Genomic DNA, 19,455 nt, shown 5'->3' with positions numbered 1-19,455 from the left:
ATAGATTACTTTATAGAATCTATTTCCTTTTTTTAATTTGATTCAATCATATAAAGAATACTTTGTTATTATAGTATTAAGCGGATTCTCTCATATCTTTTAAAGAAGATTTGTATATAATGCCATCATTGGTTATTATGAAATCATATAGGATATCAGTTACTTGTTCTATTTGGAGATAATCTATTATATCTATAGTATCTTCTTTAGTATGAATTTTAGTGGTACCATTTTCGCCAAATACATCTTTTTGCCCTAGAGTAATTCCAGAGAAATTATATTTATTGAAAAACATATGATCGCTTAATCCGTAAGTTTCATCTAATACATCTACACGATTAAAGCTGAAGCAATCTAATAAAGCTTCTCTTAGTGTTGCGTTTATATTATTTGAATCTCCTATTAATCCATTTATACAGATTATACCACCATCACTTTTACCTATAGTATCAATGTTGATGTCATAGAATTCTTCGTATTTTTTCTCCATATCTAATACAAATTCTTCACTACAGGATAAAAAGGCTTCTTCGCCATTGAATGCGGTTATAATAATATCAGTTTCAAATGGTTGATCTATGGAACGTTCTTTGAGCCTTTTTGATAATTCTAAGATAGTTGATATTCCTGAAGCATTATCAGCGGCTCCACAGAATATAGTATCTCCTGCCCAGCCAACATGATCTAAATGTGCGGATATTACTACAGCTTTGCTTGAATCGATACCTTTTATTTTACCAACTACACTTTTTAATGTGGTTTCTTTAGGTACATAAGCTAATTGTAATTTAACATTAGCCACATCTTTTGTATGTAGGTCTTCGTATAGAGTTCTGGATATTTGGATATTATTTTTTGGTTTCGTAGATAAGTTCGTAATCCTAAACATGGTAGCAACTTCTTTAAAAATTGCTTTTGAGGTACAATCTGTTGTATCATAGGTATCATTTTCATTTAAAACTAGTATTTTATTATCAATGTCAGAATCATTTTTATCAAAAGTAATTGATGAATTGATGTTGGTAGGTACAATAGATGGGGAATCTATATAATCTTCACCATATTTATATGTTTTACAGGTACCATCTTTAAATGTTACTTTTAGATTAGTTGTTTGTTCATTGGGGTCAAATATTGTTTGGGTAGTTTCATGATAATAATCTTCATCATATGTATCTAAACCTATATTTTTGTAGAAGTTATTAATGTATTCGACTGTCTTATCATTACCTTCAGTCCCAGCCATTCTTCCCATAAATTCAGGTGAAGCAATAGTTTCCATAGTAGTCTTGAAAGTGGTTTCAGGTTTAAACGTAACGCCATCATTGTTGATTATGAAGTCAAATAGAGTATTAGTTATATCCTTTATTTCATCAAAATCTATATATTCGATAGTATCATATTTGGTGTGGATAGGGGTAGTGTTATTTTCCCCTAGAACGTCTACTTGTCCAAGAGTTACGGCTGGTATTTTATTAAGTAAAAAATCAACATGATCACTTCCGCCATAGAATTCAGTAAGTAATGGTATACCGTGATTATGGAAACAGTCTAATAAGGATGAGTTTAAATTTTTATTGACATATTGTTCAGTATCCAAACTGTTTAAAGTAAGTTCACCACCATCAATTTTTCCAATAGTATCAATGTTAATGTTATATATGTCATCATATTGCTCTGCTATAACAGGAGCGAAGGAACTACTGCATTTGAGGCCATATTCTTCTGCATTAAAAGCAGCTATGATTATATCCATATCAAAAGGTTTATGTTCTGAGCGATATTTTAGTTTCCTCGCTAATTCGAGGATTGATGATATACCTGAAGCATTATCCACAGCCCCGCAGAATATAGTATCACCAGCCCATCCTACATGGTCTAGATGCGCAGATAATACTAATGCTTTTGATGAATCAGTTCCAGAAATTTTGCCTATAACACTTTTTACTTTTGATTCGGTAGGGACATATAAAGTATGAAGTTTTACATAATCAATTTCTTTGGTTTTAAGATCTGTATAGAGGTTGTCAGTTATCTTGATATTGGGTGATGGTGTTGGGAAACAGGCTAATGTCATACTTAATGTATCAACTTTTATAAAGCAAGCTTTATTTTCAGGTCTTTTCACTCTTTTGTCTAAAACAAGAATTTTATTTTTAACATCTTTATCATTAATGTCAAAAGTTATTTCAGCGCTTATATTAGTTTCATCTGGCATTGGAGAATCTATATAGTCTTTACCATATTTATATATTTTACTTGTTCCATCTTTGAAAAAAATTTCTAAATGATGTATCTGATCTTTAGGAGGATGAATTGTTATTGTATTTTCATAGTAATAATCATCATCATATTTTTCTAGACCTATATTTTCGTAGAAATCGGTTATATATTCAATAGTCTTTTCATTACCTTCAGTACCAACAAGTCTACCCATGTAATCTTCAGAAGCGATAGTTTCTATAGTTTCTCTTATGGTATTTTTACCATATCCATGTGAATCAGCTGCTAATGGTTGCAATGTAGGTATTATAAAATAAGCCAATAAAACAATAATCATAATTTTTGATGGGATTCTTAAATTTTTCTTCATTGAATTTCCTCCTACTTTTTTTAAAATTATTTTATAAAGTGTAGAAAAACTAGTTGAATGATAAGTATGAGTCAAGCTATAAAAGTGTGTAAGTATGTTTATAGCCAGTTAATTCATCAGTATAACTAAGTTAACTATAATAAGGTTATAAGTATAATTTTAAGCTTAAGTAGGGTAATTAAAATGCTTTAAGATATATTTTATGTAGAAAAAATATAGGGTATACCACCCTATATTTTTAATGAATTACTGCAAGTTTTTGATAGTATAAATTTATTAATTTGTTGTAAATACTATTATATCATAAAAATCTACAAAATAATATATATTTTTATAAAAACTTTAATTAAAATTTGTAATACTATAATTATAATAAGTATAATTAAAACATTAGAAAATTATCAAACAATATAAAAGAAATTTTTCTTCATAATATTAATATGTAACCTGTAATTAATATTCTAAATTAAAATGGAATAAATATTGTTAGATTTTTAGCTAGTACAATCATATATATTTATGATAGAATTTAATAAATTATAATATTAAAACTTGGAGTTGATATAAATTGGTAACAATTAAAGATATTGCAAAAAAAGCAGAAGTTTCCATAACAACTGTTTCTAGAGCATTAAATAATTATTATGATGTGAGTGAAGCTACTAAGAAGAAAATTATAGATATTGCTAACGAAATAGGATATGTACCTAACAGGTCAGCACAAAACTTAGTTAAGCAAAAAAATAATACATTAGCTATTATTCTATCTGGTCTAGAAAAAAAAGGTGGAAAAGATAATATCATCTATAGATTACTAAGTGGTATGTATAGTTATGCAGAGTCAGTCAATTATGAAGTAGTATTATATACTACAGATTCAGCTCATCAAAGAGACAAGACATATGTTCAATTCTGTAAAGAACATAATATAGGGGGGGCTGTATTGAATGGAATAAAAATAGATGATCCCTATTTCAAAGAATTATTACAAAGTGATTTTCCATGTGTACTAATAGATATATTGGCTCAAGGTAAGAATGTCAGTAGTATTTCTATAAATAACTATGAAGCTGCTATAGAAGCAACAGAATGTTTATTAAAACATAATCATAAAAATATAGCTATGATTAATGGACGTAGAGAAGCACAAGTTTCCATTGAAAGATATAAGGGATATGTAGAAGCTATGACAAAAAGTAATATTGAATTAAAAAGTGAGTATATTGTATATGCAGATTATATGGAAGATAAAGCTTATGAAGAGACAATAAAATTATTAAGTAACCATCCTGAAATTACAGCTCTATTCTGTGCTAGTGATATGATGGCATTAGGAACAATAAAAGCTATTAATAAATTAAATCTTCGTATACCAGAAGACATTTCAATTATAGGATTCGATAATATACCTTTATCAGAATATATGACGCCACCACTTACCACTGTAGATCAAGATTTTTATGTAATGGGGGAAAAAGCTGCTAAGCAGTTATTAAAAATGATAAAAAAGGAAGCTTATGAAAAAAATTATATTTTACAACATAAATTACTTGAAAGAGAGAGTGTAAGTATGTTATAATATCCTTACCAAAACGTTTCGGATAAACTATTATTTGTTTAATATGTACAATATATTTTTTTTAATATCTATCCAAAACGTTTCGGATAGATGTTAAGATGTTATTTAGAGGAGGACTATATAGTTGATATATAATAAAGGATATAATGATTTTAAGAATTTCATAGTAGCAGAGGATAAATTTGATGCTAGATACTTAGGAAAATGTGAAACAATCATGGCTCTAGGAAATGGGTATATGGGTATCAGATCTTCAATGGAGGAGAGATATGTTGGCGAAGTAAGGGATACATTTGTTTCTGGTACTTTTAATAAATTTCATGATAATGAAGTAACAGAACTTCCTAATGTTGCAGATGTAACAGGAATGATTATTTATATTGATAATGAAAAGCTTAATCTCACTGAGAGCAAAATAATTGATTATGAGAGAACTCTTAATTTGAGAACAGGTGAATTGACAAGAAAATTTACATATGAGTGTATTAATGGTAATAGAATACAAATGGTTTTCAACAGGTTTGTCTCTATAATAGATAAGCATGTTATTGGTCAAAAGATTACTATAATACCCGAAATAAAGGATGTTGAAATTAATATACAATCAGGTATTAATGGTCAAGTAACTAATTTCGGTGTACAACATTTTGCAGAAGGTGAGAAAAGGTTATATGATAATAAGTTTTTACAAATGATGGAAACCACTACCCAATCAAAAATTGATTTTGCTGTAAATACAGTTCACAAATTTAGTATAAGCGGCAAGGAGTATGAACCAGTATCACATGTTTATATGGATAGGAGAAAGATAGGAAAAGATTATAATCTAAGTGTAAAAAAAGATGATAAGCTATGTATTGAAAAAATATCTAATATCTATACTTCAAGGGATAAAGAAAACGAAGGCTTAGATATAGATGGATTAAAGAAAGTTTCTTATGAAAAAATAAAAGAATCTTATACTAAAGGATATGATAGTTTAATAGAAACAAGTATGAATGGATGGAAAGCTATATGGGATAAGAATGATATTATCATTAAAAGTCAAGACGATTTTGACCAGCTGGCAATAAGATTTGCTATATACCATCTTGTGATAATGACACCTGCACATGATAATAGAATGAGTATTGCAGCAAAAGGTCTTACAGGTGAAGGTTATAAAGGTCATACTTTCTGGGATACAGAAGTATTCATTTTACCTTATTTTATATATTCAAATCCTAAAATAGCAAGATCGTTATTAGAATATAGATATAACACTCTACCAGGAGCTCATAAGAAAGCAAAGGCAAATGGTTATGAAGGTGCAATGTTTCCTTGGGAATCAGCTTGGCTTGAAGATGGTGAAGTTACACCTGTCTGGGGAGGAGCAGATATAATTACAGGGAAATCCACTAAAATATGGTCTGGATTTATTGAACAGCATATAAGTGCAGATGTTGCTTTTGCAACTTGGCAATATTATCAAATAACGGACGACGATGATTTTATGAATAGATATGGGTATGAGTTATTTATGGATACTGCTAAATTTTGGAGTAGCAGACTAGAGTATAATGAACAAACAAAAGAATATAATATCAAGGATGTCATAGGTCCTGATGAATATAAAGAACATGTAAATAATAATGCTTTTACTAATTATATGGCTTATTGGAATATTAAGACTGCAATTTATTATTATGATAAGTTAAAGGAAGATAGTCCATCTATATATAATAGACTTAATGAGAAATTGAAATTAGATAAAGTCTATAGATTGTGGAAAAACAAAGTGGATAAAATATATCTGCCAAAACCTAATAAGGATTTGATCATTCCTCAAGATGATGAATATTTGAAAAAAAAGATTATAGATTTAACTAAATACAAAAATCAAAAAAATGTTGGTGAAATTTTTAGAGATTATAATCTAGAACAGGTTAATCAAATACAGGTTTCTAAGCAAGCTGATATCATGGCATTATTCTATTTGCTGGAAGATCTCTTTGGTAAAGAAATAAAAACAGCTAATTATAATTACTATGAACCAAAAACACTACATGACTCTTCTCTTAGTCTGTCTACACATTGTGTCCTTGCTAATGATTTAGGTGATAATCATAAAGCTTATAATCTTTTTAGCTGTGCAAGTAGAATTGATTTAGGAGAAAATATGACAACAAGTGATCATGGTATACATGCTGCATCTATCGGAGGAATATGGCAATGTGTAGTTAATGGTTTTGGTGGAGTAAGAATGTTAGGTGGTAATCTAAGAATTGAACCTAATCTACCAGATAATTGGTCAGAAGTAAAATTCCCAATATACTGGCATCAAGATAGATTAATGATAACAGTGACAAAATATAAATTGGAAATTGAGAATCTTTCAAAAGATAATAAACAAATAGTGTTTATCAATAAAGGTAAGGAGCATATTTTAAAAAATAAAATATGTTTAAATATAAACTAAGGAGGATACATAATGAAGAAGTTTTTATCTATATTATTAACAGTTCTACTATCATTTGGTCTATTAGCTGGATGTAAAGGAGATTCTAAGGATAATTCAGTAACTGAGGATAGTACTACAAAAGAAAATTCTAAGGAAGATATGAAGGGTAAAAAAATTGTAGTTGGAAGATGGGGCGGTAATGATGCTGAAACTGCTGCTTTCAATCAAGTTGTAAAAGATTTTACTGAAAAAACAGGTATAGAAGTGGAAGAAAGAATCTATACAGACTATAATACTGAGTTTCAGGCTGAACTTATTGGTAAAACAGCACCTGATGTAGTTTACATAGATGCATATATGGCACCATTCTATATTTCTCAGGGCGTTTTAATGCCACTTGATGAGCAAGAATTTGAATTAGACAAATTTTATGAACCATTAAAGAATGCGTTTTTGAGTGATGGTAAATATTATGCTATCAGTAAAGATTATTCAACACTTGCTTTATATTATAATAAAAAATGGGTCAATGAAGATGATATACCAGATACATTGGAAGAGTTATGGAATGGCGATTTCTTAACAAATTTAAATGATAAATTACCAGAAGATGTTATAGCTATGACTTATAATCAAGATCTCGCTAGAAATTTATTTTATGCTGAAACAGATGGAGCATCTGTGATAAAAGATGACATTTATTCTAATTTAGGTGATAGCAAGGTAGTAGAGAATTTGGAACCCCTTTATACATCTGCCAAAGAAGGTAAGATTAAAACTCCAGCTGATATAGGACAAGGATGGAATGGAGACGCTTTCGGTAATGAAAAGACAGCAATAATGATTGAAGGGAATTGGGTTTTAGGTCATTTACAACAGAATTTCCCAGATGTTGATTTTGGAGTAATTGAAATTCCTACTTTCAAAGGGAATAGAGGAACTATGACATTTACAGTAGGTTATGCTATTAATGTGTCAACAAAACAAGTAGATGCAGCAAAAGAATTTATTCATTATGCAACTGGTGTAGAAGGAATGGCAACTTGGAGCGCTGGTGCAGGAGTATTACCATCTCGTACAGATGTGACTGAATCTACGAAAGTGGCTGAAGATCTACTTAAAATGCCTCATATAAAAGGAGCTGTTTATGCTACTGTATGGCAAAAAGGAACAACTATGGATACAATCAATAACGAATACAAGAATTATATACCTTCTGTTGTAAGTGGTGAACGTACATTAGAAGATGCTCTAAAAAAATCAGAAGAAGAAGCCAATAGAACAATAGAAGCAAATTAGATAATAAAACGATGTAAAGGATGGGTGATTATATGAAAAATAAAAGAAAGAAACATGAAGCTATTCAAGGGATAGCATTTTTATCACCTGCAATTATTGTTATTGGTATATTTATAATGTCATCTATTATATTTGCATTATATATTTCATTTCATAAAGTTAATCTTTTTACAGGATATTATGAATTTATTGGGCTTGATAATTATAAAAGAATTTTTACTGATACTAAGACAAGGATAGCTTTCATAAATATTTTATCATTTGTAGTAGTTGTTGTTCCTATTCAGACAATTATTGCTCTTATAATGGCAGCTGTATTAAATACTAATATAAGGGGTAAAATTGGTTTTAGGACAATTTATTTTTTACCAACCCTTACATCAAGTGCTGCACTTACTATGATATTCATGTTTTTATTTAGCTTGGACGGTCCAGTTAACAAATTAGCTGTTAACATGAATTTGTTAAGTGAATCTATTAATTTTTTAAATAATCCTAAATTTGCATTAAAAGTAATTATGTCTATGAATATATGGTCAACAGTACCGTTTTATATGACAATCTATTTAGCTGGTTTACAGGAAGTACCAAAAAGTATATATGAGGCTTCAAGTGTTGATGGAGCTAATGGATTTCAGAAATTCATTCATGTTACAGTGCCCCAGCTTAAGCCTATAACTACTTTTGTACTCCTTATGGGTATCATAGGTACTTTTCAGATGTTTGACCAAGCTTACATATTCTCAGGAGGTTCAGGAGGGCCAGAGAATTCAACATTAACAGTTGCATTACTAATTTATAGGAATGCATTCGGACAGAATAATACAATGGGATTTGCTACTGCTATGTCGATTATGTTATCAATAGTAGTATTTATAGTTTCATTCATAGCACAAAAATTAAATAAGTCAGATAGCTTATATTAGGAGCTGAGAAATATGAACAAGAAAAGCAAGAAATTAAAATGGTTGCTGTATGCAATTTTAATTATTTATGGATTAGTTACACTGTTTCCATTTTCATGGACTGTCTCAGCATCCTTTAAATCTTATAAAGAAATAACAGGTGGTGGACTTAACCTTATACCAAAACAACCGACAGTACATGCTTTCAAGAAACTTTTTATGATTGATCCTAATTTTTTACGTTGGATATTTAATTCATTTTACATATGTACATTAGGAACATTTATTAATGTATTTTTAAATTCTATGGCAGGATATTCCTTGGCAAGGTTGGACTTTAAAGGGAAAAATGTTATATATTATGGAGTATTAATATCAATTATGGTTCCTGGACAGGTTCTCCTTATACCTAATTATCTTATAGTAAAGTCATTAGGACTTCTTAATTCGTATAATGCTATTATATTACCAGCAGCGGTTAATGCTACATACATAATAATGATGAGACAGTTCTATATCAATTTCCCAAAGGATATAGAGGAAGCAGCAAATATTGATGGCTTAGGCAGATTGGGCACATTCTTAAGGGTGTCCATGCCTCTTGCTAAGCCTGCTATTGCAACACAGGCCGTATTTATTTATTTGGGATTCTGGAATGAATTCCTTAAGCCTAAATTATATTTATCAGATCCATCAAAGTATACTCTAACGGTAGGGATACAATCAATGATGAGTAGATATTCAGGAATAACACAATGGGATGAAGTTATGGCTGCAAGCCTTATTTCCTTATTACCGATTCTTATAATATACATTTTTCTGAATAAGTATTTTATGCAAGGTATAAGAATGGATGGAGAAAAATAATATATATATTAAATATTGAATGTTAATAATATATAGTGTATACTTTTTATACATTAGATAATTTACGTAAAGGTGGTCGGTACAATGAATAAATACAAATTGTTTATATTTGACATGGATGGTGTAATAACTGAAACAAGTGAACAACATTATCAAGCATGGAAAAAGCTTGCTAAAGAAATAAATATAGAGATAGATAGAAAATTCAACGAAAAACTAAAAGGTGTTTCAAGAATGGAATCTCTTGAAAGAATACTTAAAAATGCTCATAGAGAGAATGATTTTACAGATGAGGAAAAACTAGAATTCGCAACTAGAAAAAATGATAACTATAGAGAGATGATTCTTAAGTGTACTGAAGATGATTTGTTCGAAGGAGTTAAAGATCTATTTATAGAGCTTAAGAAAAGAGATATTAAAATCGCTATAGGTAGTGCTTCTAAAAATGCACCTACTTTAGTAGATTTATTAGGCATTAAAGATTATATAGATTATATAGTCAATCCAGCTGAAGTTAAGAGAGGAAAACCAGCACCAGATATTTTCCTCAATGCCGCTGAAAAATTAGGTGTTGATATATCAGAATGTGTTGGTATTGAAGATGCTGAAGCAGGGATTGAAGCAATTAAGTCAGCAGGGATGTTTGCTGTTGGGATAGGTGATAGTACCGTTCTTAATCAAGCGGATATTGTTTATAAGCATACAAAAGATATTGATTTAGAAGAACTTATGAATTAATAATCTTAATTAAGTATACTCTATTATTGTATTACTTTTTTAAGATAGTACAATAAAAATCCTACATATCTCCAGCCATTTTATAAAGTGGTTGGAGATATTTCTTATTTTTTAAATAATCTTTTTACTTTAGAGCTCATATATCTAAATATTTTTGGTATCTGTAGGTAAGTACTAGTTGAACGTTATCTATATTTAAAACCTTTCTATCATTAAATAGCAAAAATTGATAGAAATCTATAATATATAATGTTAATTTTGTTGAAAATAAAGAACTTATTGTAACTAAAAAAAATATAATTTAATATTGAGATTAAATATAACATGTGATAGAAATTGAGAGGTAATGTTAAAAAAATATATAAAGATAGAAAAAGAATAACAAAAATATAATACATAGTTGCATTTTATGTTTTAAAGAGTTATAATATTTAATGTTGTACAACATTAAATATTACTTTGGAGGGATTTTTATGAAAAAAGTATTCACTAAATTTATAGTACTAGCTCTAATACTAATGATTGGAGTTACATCAACGGGAGTTTTTGCTAAAACAAATGAAAATACTGAATTAAGGGGTAAAGATGAAATAATAGCTAAACAAGAATTGATTAAATTCGCTAAACAAGAAACTAAAAACTTAAATATGTCTCACGATCTATTAGATGAAGGTAAAAAGCTATTAACTGAACTTTATATGAGAGGATATAGTCAGGAATATATAGCTAGTAAAGTTAAGGAATATGGAATCTATGTACTTGTTGATGAAAAGCCTGAAAAGCTTATATTAAATAGTACTCTTAATGATATAGAAGTAAGTAAACCAATGATTAGTTACAACTCATATGATGATATATGGTATGTGAATGCAGGAGGATATTGGAATAGTGAATATGCTTTTAAAAAAGATAGAACGTGGAGTATTTCTTCAGGTAGATATAAGTATGAAATTGGTAATTTAGACGTTGCAGGAATAGCATTATCAAATGTAAAAGGAGATACAACAGGTGTATATATCCAAGATTCCTATTTGATTAGAGGAGATCAAGATGGACTAAGCCATGATAATAAGATAAACAATATAGTGTCAAGTGATGATTTAGGTGGTATAGCAATAGCTTTTCAAGACGCATATGACGATTATAGAGATAGTTGTATTGGTTATAGATGGGCAATGCAAGCAGAATATTCAAAGGAATTTGGGAATATTTCATGTAATATAAAAGGATTTTATGCACATACATTCAAAAGTTCTAAAATAAATGGTATTTCTTTTGGAGTTAGTGGAAAAAATTTTGGTGTTAATTTTAATATATCCGATGAGGATCATTGCATAAAAGAATTTTCTCAAACAAGAGCACATAATTAAAAATAAATTTAAAAAATTCCAACTAGATGAAGTTGGAATTTTTTCTAAACAAGGTGATTTTATTGAAAAAAAAAATATTATTAGTGGTTTTGTTTTTATTATTTATAATTATTTTATATGGGTATATATGCAATAATTATTCTAATGATGGTATTCTTAACAATGTCAAAAAAGGAAAAAGATATAAAATAACACAAGTACAAGAAATACCTATTGAATTATTCATTAAACCTGAGTGGATTCCACTCAATTCTGATGAAGAAATAAAAGGTAAGGTATTATTAGAATTATACGAATCAACAATAGTATTAAATGTTACTAAAAGTAATAAATTATTTTTTGAATTTAAAATTAAGCAGAATATGAATTATAATGGAGGACAGTTTATTTATAGTGCAATTTTACATGAAGATAACAATGCAACTGTCACATCTCCTATGCTCATACTTACTAATAAAAATAAAAAGAAAATAGATGTATCGTATGGTATTGGTAATTCGAATTTTGCATTTGATATTAAGCCAGAAAATTATAAAGATATAGAAGAAGGGTTTTATGTTGATTACAAATATGTTTATCTGCATAATTACGTTAAAAAATTTTGAATTTATTTCATACCCTTTATTTCCTGTAATTAACATAAATTGTGTGAAATCTAATTTAGCTATGTAAACTAAGTGGTATTTATTACCATAAGGTGATCTTTATATATTTTGATTTAATATAATATAAATATAAGAATTTTTCTTGACTTACAGTTAAAACATGATAAAATATATGTTGCAGACTATTATGTACATAAGATAATGTTTAATAGGTTATAATATTATCTTAAATGTTTCCGTAGCTCAGTAGGATAGAGCGACCGCCTCCTAAGCGGTAGGCCGTGGGTTCGAATCCCGCCGGGAACGCTGAATATACAAGGGTTTGAGAAATAGTAAAATGAGTTATAATTTATAATATGCACAAGATGGTGTATAAGTATATGAAGAATTAGAACTCTAGTTTCTCAAGGGCTTGTTTTTTGTATGAATAAATAAAGTGACATTTGGCTATTCTCAATTAAGACGAGAAAGGGGAATTTGTATTAAGAAGGTAATCTTTACATTCCTAATGATTTAGATAGTATCAACCTATAAAATGATAGCGTGCTTTGTAGACAAGGAGATTGACATATGAATTATGAAGAATTAATTAATGTTAGAAATGAAGAAAATAATTTTGCGAAAGAAAATGGTATTTATACAACTGAAATATCTGAAGGTTATGCGAAAGCGGAGATCGAATTAGTTGATAAACATAGAAACTATATAGGATCAGTACATGGTGGCTGTATTTTTACGCTTGCAGATACTGTTGCTGGAGCGGCAGCTTCATCTCATGGAGATTATATGACGACTATAACTGGTTCGATCAATTATCTATCACCTGCATTGAAAACTAGCAAGTTAATTGCTGAAGCAAGAGAAGTCAAACAGGGTAAGAAAATATGTGTTTATGATGTTGAGATAATGAATGATGCAAATGAAGTATTGGCAAAAGGAAGTTTTTCATATTTCAATTTAGGTAAAAAATTAAAGAAAATGATGTAAAAAAATAAGGATAAATTTAGAGATTCTAAATTATTTATTTTTGATTGTTTTAGTTAGTAGGAGGGAGATGAATCGGTACGGTTTTAATCTTTAACTCCTGCTTGAGAGAGAATATGCTTTTCAAAATCAAATCTTACACAACAAAAAAACACTAACGATTCAATAAGAATCAAAGGTAGTGTTGAAGTTCTTAAAATTAGGATTATTAAAAACTAAATTTCATTAAAAAAATACCTTAAAATCATAAAATATTATTTGTTACGATTAGTCAAGTACCTATAGGTGCTTATTTTGTAAGCATTAAATAAAATAATTCAAGTTCCAAGTAAAGACAATATAATAGGTTGTTTTTTAGGGAAATTATGGTACACTTTTATAGAAGTATTGATTTTTAAAAGCAACTAATTGTTTTATTATATTGTAAATAATAAAGTGACAAGAGAGGTATTAAAAATGAGAAGATTAAAAATTTTACTTTTTACAGTATTGTTGGTAAGTACAAGTATTAATGTTAATGCAAGTAGTTCATATCTAGCTATTGATGCAGATTATAGTGGTACTGGTAGTTTTTCTGAAGGTTTGGCTGAAGTATCAAACAATTCAAAATGGGGATATATTGATACAGAAGGTAATTTAAAAATACCCTTTTGTTATGATATAACAACCCCCTTTAGAAAAGGAAGAGCTCTAGTAGTAAAAGATGGAAAACGTATTATTATTGATAAAAATGGGGTGGAGTATACTCCTTCTGATATTGATACATGTTATCAAATTTTATCTGGATTTATTTATGGTTTAGAAGATGCTTATTTTGGTTTTGATAGAGATAATAAAAAAGGTTTGATGGATAAATACGGAAAGAAAATAATACCATCTATATATGAAGATTTTCAAAGCTTTCATGATGGATTAGTAGTAGCATATGATACAGATGAAGATGAAAATACTCAATATACTGTTTATGATAAGCATGGTAATATAATAGTGCCTGAAGGGCTCTATGATTACATAAACGATTATAACGAAGGACTAACAAGTGTGACAAAAGACAATCAGTATGCAGTTATAGATACAGAAGGGAATGTTGTTATACCCTTTGGCGAATATAGCAGTATTGGTACCTTTTATGAAGGATTAGCTTCGGCAAAGAAAAATGGGAAACGAGGATTTATTAATTCTAAAGGTGAAATAATTGTTCCTTTTATTTATGATTATATGTGGCTATTTAATGATGGTTTTACCTATGTTAAAAAAAATAAGAAGTATGGATTAATAGATAAAAAAGGTAATGAAGTGATACCTTGTGAGTATGACTCTCTAGATTATTTAGGAGGTTCATATGAAAATATTGTATTAGTTGGAAAAGGAGGACAAGAGTCTTATTTTATTGACGATCCTTATTTAAATGATAGGATTAATACTAGTAACAAGAAATTTGGATTTATTAATACTGAAGGAAAAAATGTCACACCTATTACGTATGATTATGCTGAATTATTTTATAATGGATTTGCAAAAGTTGCTATAGGTGGAAATGGTGGTAGCGGAAAAACTAATTATTGTTGTGGTAAGTTTGGATTTATAGACTTATCTGGAAAAGAGGTTGTACCACTGATATATGATCATGTAGGTGAATTTTCTTCTTATTTATACAAGGGAAAAATAAAAGGTACAGTTCCTGTTTCAATAGGAGGATATGGTAGTGTTTATAGTTATAAAGGAGGTAGATGGGGATATGTTGATGAGAAAGGAAACAAGATTACAGAATTAATTTATGATGAGGTTTATGATTTTCATGAAGGTTATGGAAAGGTTCTCAAGGATGGTAAATATGGATTTGTAGATATAAATGGGGACGAAGTTATTCCATGTATATATAGTCAAGCACGTGATTTTCAAGGTGGTTTAGCTATGGTTGTGTATGATGGACGAGGTGAAATAATAGATATTAATGGGAATGAAATTTTCCCAGAAGATTTTGCAATATTACGTCCTTATAAAGAAGGTTATGCTAGAGTATCTACTGATGGTTCAAAATTTGGTTATGTTGATAATCCATCAGAACAGGTTAAAGATGTTCATATGAGTCTAAAAGAAGGTAAATATGATGGTACCAAGACTATAACTTTATCATGTGATACAGAAGGAGCGCAGATTTATTATTCTATAAAATACAATAAGAATTATATATCTTTTGATGATGTATATGGGTGGAAATATAGGCCATATCTTGGTCCTATTGTTCTTAATCAAAAGGCTAATATTACTGCTTATGCTGTTAAAAAAGGTATGAAGGAAAGTAAAAGTGTTACTAGTAATTACGAAATCATACATAATATTTTACCTACAGATGAAAAACCATTTTATAATAAAGTCCCTTATAATATGTATGCAGACTTACTTAATAATTTTGGTTTGTTTAATGGGACTGCAAAAGGTTATGAGTTGGATAAAAGTGGAACAAGGGTTGAGGGACTTGTTATGTTTCTAAGATTAATTGGAGAAGAAAAAGAAGCATTAGAATCTCTAGAAGAACATCCATTTACAGATGTTCCAAAATGGGCTGACAGGTATGTGGCTTATGCTTATTCAAAAGGATATACCAATGGGGTCAGTGAAACAACTTTTGGAAGTAATTCAATTATTGATGCTAAGAGTTATTTTACTTTTTTACTACGAGCATTGAATTATAGTGATAAAGATGGAGACTTTAAATGGAACAACTCTATAGAATACGCTGTATATATTGATATAATTTCGAATGAAGATTACGATTTTTATCAAAAAGAGTTTAAAAGAGCTGAAATTGTGAAAGCATCATATAATACTCTTTTTACTAAAATTAAAAATACCGAAAAAACATTGTATGATATTCTTAGAGAAAAAGGAATAATAAAATTATGATTAATAAGTAAGGGATAAAATCAAAATTAGGATACACTTGAAAAATCTTAAAATAATTAATATTCTAAGTAGTGTTTGTTTATGCTATAATTAATAAAATATTTATTCTTGTACAGGAAGAAGGAAAAAAGATGAATAACAGTATTCTTGTTGCGGAGGACAATTATGAAATATCAAAATTGATAAAGCTATATCTTGAGGTGGAGGGATATAAGGTATTAGTTGCTGATAATGGTGTTGATGGGCTAAAATGTATAGAAGAAAATCATGTTGACTTAGCAATTCTTGATATTATGATGCCAAAAATGGATGGTTATGAGCTTACACGAGAAATACGAAAAATCAGTAACATACCAATTCTAATATTATCTGCTAAAAATGAGGATATTGATAAGATTCTAGGGCTTAATATGGGTGCTGATGATTATATTACCAAACCATTCAATCCTCTTGAGATAGTTGCAAGAGTAAATGCTTTACTGAGACGACATTATAAATTAAGTAAAAATGAAGATAGAGGTATTTTACGTTTAGGTGAATTGACTCTTGATACGAATAATTGTAGGTTAATGAAAAATGAAGAAGAAGTATTGTTAACTGCTACAGAATTCAAGATTCTTGCACTTTTGATGAATGTACCTGAAAGGATTTTCTCTAAAGTACAAATAACTGAACATATAAAAGGAGAATATTTTGAAACAGATGATAATTCTGTGACTGTTCATATATCTCACTTACGTGAAAAAATAGGAAATAACAAAAAGGGAAATCAGTATATTAAAACTGTGAAAGGGTTGGGATATAAAATTGAAGACAAATAAAAAAAGACTAGGTTTTTTTGGAATAATTGTCCGTAATTTTATAGTGTTCGCAATAGCTGTGTTAGCGGTTCTTCTATTTGCATGTTTCCTAGGTATTCTAGTAATATTTTTTGATCTCTCTAATAATTATAATGTTCCTATTGACAACAATAAAAAATACTTTGTAGAAGGTGATTATGATACTTTTCCCATAGAAAGAATACTAGGGGAAAAGGGTTACTTTGTTGTGTATGATGAATATTACGATGTAATATATAAAAGCAAGAGTGCAAAAGATTTTAATTTGAGTAAAGATCAAGTAATATTGATACCAGATGCAGAAGATGAAGTTGAGATTTCTCGAACTGAATATATAGGCAAGGATAATAAAAAGTATATCAGTGTTTTATATTCGAACGAAACAGTAGATAATGACAACAATTTAATAACATCATCATCAAAAATAATAGCTGATAGTAATTTTAATATTATGTTTTCAGATAATCCAAATATAAAGAATCACTATACTGAATCTGAATTTAATCTATTAATTGGTCAGTATCAAGATAAGTTAAGTATTTCCAAGTTGAGTTATACAGGTAATGATGGTAATGATTACTGTGTGGTTTTATGTAAAGAAGTTAATGATGATTTTAAATCTTCAAGGCAAATCATTAGATATATTGTATATGGATATATAATATTTTTTATCTTTGCTGTATTATTTTTTGTTAGAAGTCTCTATAAAAAAGTAAAAGAACCTCTTATACTTTTAAATGATGCAATAGATGGTTTGGCAGAGAATAAAACCGATCAACTGATAAAATATACAGGTCCAAGAGAATTTGAAGAGATTTGTCATAGTTTTAATGATATGGCAATCAAATTAAATGAAACAGACAAAAAGCGTGTTGCGGCGGAGGAACAAAAGCAAAAGATGCTAGCAGACATTTCTCATGACTTAAAAACACCTATAACGGTAATCAAAGGCTATGCAAAAGCAATTACTGATAAAAAAGTTAATGAAAAAGAACTTAGTGAGTATCTTAATACCATATACAAAAAGTCAAATTCCCTTGCAGAGCTTATAAATACTTTTAGTGAATACAGTAAACTCGAAAGACCGGATTTCAAAATAAAGCCTACAAAAACAAACATTTGTGAATTTGCAAGAAATTATTTTATTGATAAATACAATGAACTTGAATTTCTTGGATTTGAACTTGATATACAAATATCAGATGAAAGTATTTATTGTATGGTGGATGTATTCGAAATGAAGCGTGTATTTGAAAATATTATCTCAAATACAGTTAAATATAACGAAAAAGGAAAATTGATAGCTTTTACCCTTAAGAAAACGGAGGGTAACTGTATTATTCATATTGGGGATAATGGAGTCGGTATACCTGATGATTTGAAGAAGAGTATTTTCAACCCATTTTCCATGGGTGATTCATCACGTAGTGAAGGTAAAAGCTCAGGACTAGGAATGGCTATAGTAGAGAAAATAATTATTGTACACAAAGGAACAATTAAGCTTTTAGAGAATCCTGTCCACGGGCTCAACGTTGTATATGAAATCACATTGCCACTTATAGAAGAGGAATAGAATCATGTTTATAAAAATAAATGGAATTACTATATTTTATAAAAAAAGCGGTCATGGTAAGCCGTTAATTATGCTTCATGGAAATGGTGAAACACATGAAATCTTCAATAGGTCTATTTCACTGCTGAATAAATATTTTACAGTGTATGCAATTGATTTTAGGGACCATGGAAATAGTTCAAAAGTAAGTGAATTGCATTACGATGACCATGCTGCAGATATATATGAATTCATTAATAAGTTTAATATCAAAAAACCTGTTTATTATGGATTCAGCGATGGGGGTATTGTAGGACTTATTCTTGCGTCACAATACACAGATTTATTCTCAAGACTTATTGTAAGTGGTCCTAACATTAATCCAAAAGGATTAAGAGCATATGCAAAAAATTTTATGAAATTAAAATATGCATTAACAAAGTCTCAAAAGGTAGAAATGATGTTAAAGGAACCGGATATACCCCTTTTTAATCTTTCAAAAATAGATATACCCACTAATATAACAGGAGGTAGCATTGATGTTATTTCAAGAAAACATCTTAAATTAATTCAAAGTAGCATAAGAAATAGTGTATTAAAAATTTTTAAATACCATACCCATAGCAGTTATATCGTCAACAGTGAAATCATAGGAAAATATATTATTGAGGTATGCAATAAATAAATATATTATAAGACCCATTAAATTGAGGTCTTTTTTTGGTTACTCATAATACATTAATTCTAATATTAAGAAATTTTAATGTAAAATTTAAG

14 protein-coding genes and 1 tRNA gene are annotated in these 19,455 nt (G+C 28.9%); 14 read left to right on the top strand and 1 reads right to left on the bottom strand.

Features of this window, described 5'->3' with window-relative positions; translation table 11 throughout:
- Window positions 1-76: 76 nt before the first annotated feature.
- A complete protein-coding gene (locus tag QMG30_RS13875; protein WP_281816313.1) occupies window positions 77-2,593 on the bottom strand; it encodes a M28 family metallopeptidase in 2,517 nt (838 codons plus the stop codon).
- A gap of 568 nt (window positions 2,594-3,161) precedes the next feature.
- Between QMG30_RS13875 and QMG30_RS13870 the strand changes: the two genes are divergently transcribed.
- The 14 genes from QMG30_RS13870 (at window position 3,162) to QMG30_RS13805 (ending at window position 19,363) form a co-directional block, all read left to right on the top strand.
- Window positions 3,162-4,172, top strand: coding sequence for a LacI family DNA-binding transcriptional regulator (locus QMG30_RS13870; protein ID WP_281816311.1), 1,011 nt, complete (start codon window positions 3,162-3,164; stop codon window positions 4,170-4,172).
- A gap of 124 nt (window positions 4,173-4,296) precedes the next feature.
- Window positions 4,297-6,630, top strand: coding sequence for a glycoside hydrolase family 65 protein (locus QMG30_RS13865; protein WP_281816309.1), 2,334 nt, complete (start codon window positions 4,297-4,299; stop codon window positions 6,628-6,630).
- A 12-nt stretch (window positions 6,631-6,642) separates the two neighbouring features.
- Complete coding sequence (locus tag QMG30_RS13860; protein ID WP_281816307.1) at window positions 6,643-7,911, top strand: extracellular solute-binding protein; 1,269 nt, start codon at window positions 6,643-6,645, stop codon at window positions 7,909-7,911.
- Window positions 7,912-7,943: 32 nt separating this feature from the next.
- Window positions 7,944-8,837, top strand: coding sequence for a carbohydrate ABC transporter permease (locus QMG30_RS13855; RefSeq protein WP_281816306.1), 894 nt, complete (start codon window positions 7,944-7,946; stop codon window positions 8,835-8,837).
- Window positions 8,838-8,849: 12 nt separating this feature from the next.
- A complete protein-coding gene (locus tag QMG30_RS13850) occupies window positions 8,850-9,683 on the top strand; it encodes a carbohydrate ABC transporter permease (RefSeq protein ID WP_281816305.1) in 834 nt (277 codons plus the stop codon).
- A gap of 84 nt (window positions 9,684-9,767) precedes the next feature.
- Window positions 9,768-10,421, top strand: a complete 654-nt coding sequence (gene pgmB / locus QMG30_RS13845) for a beta-phosphoglucomutase (protein ID WP_281816304.1) — start codon at window positions 9,768-9,770, stop codon at window positions 10,419-10,421.
- Window positions 10,422-10,894: 473 nt separating this feature from the next.
- Window positions 10,895-11,791, top strand: a complete 897-nt coding sequence (locus QMG30_RS13840; RefSeq protein ID WP_281816303.1) for a hypothetical protein — start codon at window positions 10,895-10,897, stop codon at window positions 11,789-11,791.
- Between the two features lie 62 nt (window positions 11,792-11,853).
- On the top strand, window positions 11,854-12,396 hold the full coding sequence (locus QMG30_RS13835) for a hypothetical protein (RefSeq protein WP_281816302.1): 543 nt from the start codon (window positions 11,854-11,856) through the stop codon (window positions 12,394-12,396).
- A 232-nt stretch (window positions 12,397-12,628) separates the two neighbouring features.
- Window positions 12,629-12,702: transfer RNA gene (locus QMG30_RS13830), tRNA-Arg, on the top strand.
- 264 nt (window positions 12,703-12,966) lie between these two features.
- A complete protein-coding gene (locus tag QMG30_RS13825; RefSeq protein WP_281816301.1) occupies window positions 12,967-13,383 on the top strand; it encodes a PaaI family thioesterase in 417 nt (138 codons plus the stop codon).
- Window positions 13,384-13,836: 453 nt separating this feature from the next.
- Window positions 13,837-16,287 carry a WG repeat-containing protein gene (locus QMG30_RS13820; protein WP_281816299.1) on the top strand — a complete coding sequence of 817 codons (2,451 nt, stop codon included), beginning with the start codon at window positions 13,837-13,839 and terminating at the stop codon, window positions 16,285-16,287.
- A gap of 131 nt (window positions 16,288-16,418) precedes the next feature.
- Window positions 16,419-17,108, top strand: coding sequence for a response regulator transcription factor (locus QMG30_RS13815; RefSeq protein ID WP_281816297.1), 690 nt, complete (start codon window positions 16,419-16,421; stop codon window positions 17,106-17,108).
- Entirely contained in the window at window positions 17,095-18,699 is a 1,605-nt protein-coding gene (locus QMG30_RS13810; protein WP_281816296.1) for a HAMP domain-containing sensor histidine kinase, read from the top strand. Before QMG30_RS13815 ends, QMG30_RS13810 begins: the two co-directional genes overlap by 14 nt.
- Window positions 18,700-18,703: 4 nt before the next feature.
- Window positions 18,704-19,363 carry an alpha/beta fold hydrolase gene (locus QMG30_RS13805; RefSeq protein WP_281816293.1) on the top strand — a complete coding sequence of 220 codons (660 nt, stop codon included), beginning with the start codon at window positions 18,704-18,706 and terminating at the stop codon, window positions 19,361-19,363.
- The last annotated feature ends 92 nt before the right edge of the window (window positions 19,364-19,455 follow it).

Source organism: Vallitalea longa (assembly GCF_027923465.1).
GTDB classification, from domain to species: Bacteria; Bacillota; Clostridia; order Lachnospirales; family Vallitaleaceae; genus Vallitalea; species Vallitalea longa.
This window is presented reverse-complemented; position numbering and strand designations above follow the sequence as displayed.

Excerpts from the sequence above, each read along its gene's own strand:
- QMG30_RS13860 (WP_281816307.1), top strand. The coding sequence starts at position 6,643 with ATGAAGAAGTTTTTATCTATATTATTAACAGTTCTACTATCATTTGGT.
- QMG30_RS13850 (WP_281816305.1), top strand. The coding sequence starts at position 8,850 with ATGAACAAGAAAAGCAAGAAATTAAAATGGTTGCTGTATGCAATTTTA.
- pgmB (WP_281816304.1), top strand. The coding sequence starts at position 9,768 with ATGAATAAATACAAATTGTTTATATTTGACATGGATGGTGTAATAACT.
- QMG30_RS13855 (WP_281816306.1), top strand. The coding sequence starts at position 7,944 with ATGAAAAATAAAAGAAAGAAACATGAAGCTATTCAAGGGATAGCATTT.
- QMG30_RS13875 (WP_281816313.1), bottom strand. The coding sequence starts at position 2,593 with ATGAAGAAAAATTTAAGAATCCCATCAAAAATTATGATTATTGTTTTA.
- QMG30_RS13820 (WP_281816299.1), top strand. The coding sequence starts at position 13,837 with ATGAGAAGATTAAAAATTTTACTTTTTACAGTATTGTTGGTAAGTACA.
- QMG30_RS13840 (WP_281816303.1), top strand. The coding sequence starts at position 10,895 with ATGAAAAAAGTATTCACTAAATTTATAGTACTAGCTCTAATACTAATG.
- QMG30_RS13815 (WP_281816297.1), top strand. The coding sequence starts at position 16,419 with ATGAATAACAGTATTCTTGTTGCGGAGGACAATTATGAAATATCAAAA.
- QMG30_RS13825 (WP_281816301.1), top strand. The coding sequence starts at position 12,967 with ATGAATTATGAAGAATTAATTAATGTTAGAAATGAAGAAAATAATTTT.
- QMG30_RS13805 (WP_281816293.1), top strand. The coding sequence starts at position 18,704 with ATGTTTATAAAAATAAATGGAATTACTATATTTTATAAAAAAAGCGGT.